Origin of the sequence: Moorena sp. SIO4G3, assembly GCF_010692305.1 — a bacterium.
Classification (GTDB): Bacteria; Cyanobacteriota; Cyanobacteriia; order Cyanobacteriales; family Coleofasciculaceae; genus Moorena; species Moorena producens_A.
The window spans coordinates 1-2,743 of the sequence record NZ_JAAHIG010000630.1 but is presented as its reverse complement, the minus strand read 5'-3'; the positions used below and the strand labels follow the sequence as shown (position 1 = coordinate 2,743).

Genomic DNA, 2,743 nt, shown 5'->3' with positions numbered 1-2,743 from the left:
TTCAATGATTGCTTCTATCACTTTTTTTCGGAGATCGTAACTATAGGGTTTGGGCATCGGTAATGGGATTGCTGTGTCTCAAACACTACTTCTAGTCTATGTCCTAACCGCTCTGGCGGCTGCTATATCTTCTCGGTCAGAGATTTTGACAAACCGCTTATTATTTAGGTTTGTTTGTTCAGATAAATTAGATTCAACTATCATAACTGTGACTAGTCTCCTTTTCGATTTATAGTAACAACTTTATTGGTCTTATGATTGTTGCTACCGGATACTAAAATGCTAAAGTGTTTTCTGAGATCGCAACCATAGCTATCAATGTAATCATTATTTAGTAGTTGTGGATGAACTGTTACGCTAGGTCTAATATAGCGTCCGTTAATTGCCCATCTTTCTTTACTGGAATTATTGGAGGGAGCACTGTGCATCAATTTCTCAGTGAAAATAATTATCTGACCTGCTTTTACCGTTGGAACAGATTCTATCTCCCACTCGTTTTCATCAAATTCAAATACTTTAGAGTATCGTTTTTCCTCTGGCTCTGCTTCTAAGTTTCTGACATACTTTTCTTCTTGAAACAATCCTTGTCCAAAAGGAACTTTAATGCTTTTAAATTCCTTCTGATGGGAGCCATTAGCAAAGGACAGTGTACCCATTTCAGAAGTAATATCTTCAAACGCTACCCACACAGTAAGGTTAAGCGGTTTTTCTCCTTTGGGAAAAAGTAAAAAAAGGTCATTTTCATCTATATCTGGATAATATCCATAGTATTCTATTTCCTGATGCCAACCAATTTCCTCTTGTGCGGGCATTCTATGAAAAATACTTGTTCTCCAGAACAATAAGTTTGGTTCACCGAGTTGGTTTAAGCGAGACACAACTCTTTTATCCTCAAAGATGTCAGACAAAGGCTTACAGTATAGATGGTGGTTATTTACTGTTTTTATACCAAAATCAATATGTGAAAAAGTTCTAATTTTCTGCTCGCCCACCAATTCAATTTGGCTAATTGCTTCTATTTCTTTTCTCACAATTTTAACTTCTTGGGCTGAGAAGGTATCAAGCGGTCCAATCCAACCTTTCTGGTGGAAAGTATTAACTTGAGCATCAGTTAGTTCATACATATTTATTTTTCGTACCTCATATCATAAATTAGATTTATTTTCCATATCTGCCATAAAAAAATAATTTAATGACAGCTAAAGTTAGTTGTTATAACATATTGTGACAAACCTTGGATTGTTCATTACGATCACTTAATTATTAGTTTACTAAAAACTATCGTCTAATCACTTTTTTTTCTGCCTCGGATAGTAATCTCTCGAATTTCTGGATATAAAAACTCTTGATTATCAAATACAGAATTATATTTACCATCTAAGATCCAAGAATCCGGCAATTTTTCTAGAGGTTTATAACGATGGTATCCAGCTTGTGGATCGATTGGCTCATTGGATACAGCACTATAGGTACAAACTAAATTTATTCGTGAATTATCAGTATTATTCGGGTTAGAACTATGTATTGTATTACTATGTATGAACATAACATCGCCTGGTTTCATCTCTACATTAAAAACTTCAAGTTTTTGTAGTATTTGTTTGATGCGAATTGGATCAGCCACAAGAGCTTCTCCTCGCACAATATGATCAATTCGATTGACTAAATGGGATTTTTTAATGACTTTGACACAGCCATTTTTTATAGAATGCTCATTAACCGCAAAAAAAACACTTAGCATGTCAGAAAACAAAAAAGTATCATAGTACCAAGAACCATAGTCCTGATGCCATTCAATACTCCCTTTAGAATGGGGTCTTTTCTTGACAATTTTTGAATACCAATGGTAGCACTCTTGCCCACCTAATAAAACTTCTACTCCATCTATTATTCGAGCTAATCTGGGAATACATCCTAACAAAGAGTCTCCTAATTCTGCCCAATGTGCTATCTGATTACTATAGCCTTGACTATCCAAAAAATGTGTCTCATTTCCTCTGATATCTGGGTCTTTTTCAAAAGCTTCTTGAAGAGGCTTAATTTCTTCTATCTCAAAGAAACTAGGAATAATAACAAATCCATTTTCATGGTATCGATCTACTTGTTCTGGAGATAAAGGTCTAGTTGTACCTATTTCACGATTATAATTTGATAAATATTTTTTTTCAACTTTTGTTTGATTACACATAAACTGTCTCTTATCTCCTACTAATAGCTTTTTTTTGATAACAACACTTAATCTGACACTTTTACTATATGTAAAATCCTAGCGATCGCTCCTTTTTGAAAGCCAGAAGATACATCAACTTGGCTTCGTCATATATCGGAAAATCCTCTTCACTGACTAATGTCCACGGTAATTTATCTAAGGCTGTCTGCATTTCACGGCGATAGTCTTCTCGTATGGTAAATAAGAAAATTCCTTCTTCCTTTAAAAAGCAGAATAAATTGTTTAATACCTTAACCCCAGCAGTTAGTCATTGTTATTTACATTCTTTTTAACATCGAATTCCAATTCTTCGAGCCGTTATAACCAAACAAATCTTGGTAGTGAGTATCAATTAAGTACTCATATTGATGCTGATTCAGCCATTTTTTTAGTAAATTAAGCTTACATTTCATCCGTTCAATAAATTCTTGATCTTCCCAATCTGACCAAGCCTCCCATAAAGCTTTATTTGTGTCTTCAATAATTAAATAATCTCCATTTTGTAAACCATTATTATGAAAATAATCCAGGATA

3 protein-coding genes and 1 pseudogene are annotated in these 2,743 nt (G+C 34.1%); all 4 read right to left on the bottom strand.

Annotated features, from left to right (window positions below; translation table 11 throughout):
* Positions 1-212: 212 nt before the first annotated feature.
* Positions 213-1,124, bottom strand: a complete 912-nt coding sequence (locus F6J99_RS43940; protein ID WP_293123463.1) for a phytanoyl-CoA dioxygenase family protein — start codon at positions 1,122-1,124, stop codon at positions 213-215.
* 161 nt (positions 1,125-1,285) lie between these two features.
* On the bottom strand, positions 1,286-2,188 hold the full coding sequence (locus F6J99_RS43935) for a phytanoyl-CoA dioxygenase family protein (protein WP_293123460.1): 903 nt from the start codon (positions 2,186-2,188) through the stop codon (positions 1,286-1,288).
* A gap of 64 nt (positions 2,189-2,252) precedes the next feature.
* The gene (locus F6J99_RS43930; protein ID WP_293123458.1) at positions 2,253-2,381 is read right to left on the bottom strand and encodes a hypothetical protein; all 129 of its coding nucleotides are present in this window, start codon (positions 2,379-2,381) and stop codon (positions 2,253-2,255) included.
* 106 nt (positions 2,382-2,487) lie between these two features.
* Positions 2,488-2,743, bottom strand: a pseudogene (locus tag F6J99_RS43925) (cephalosporin hydroxylase); the annotation flags it as partial.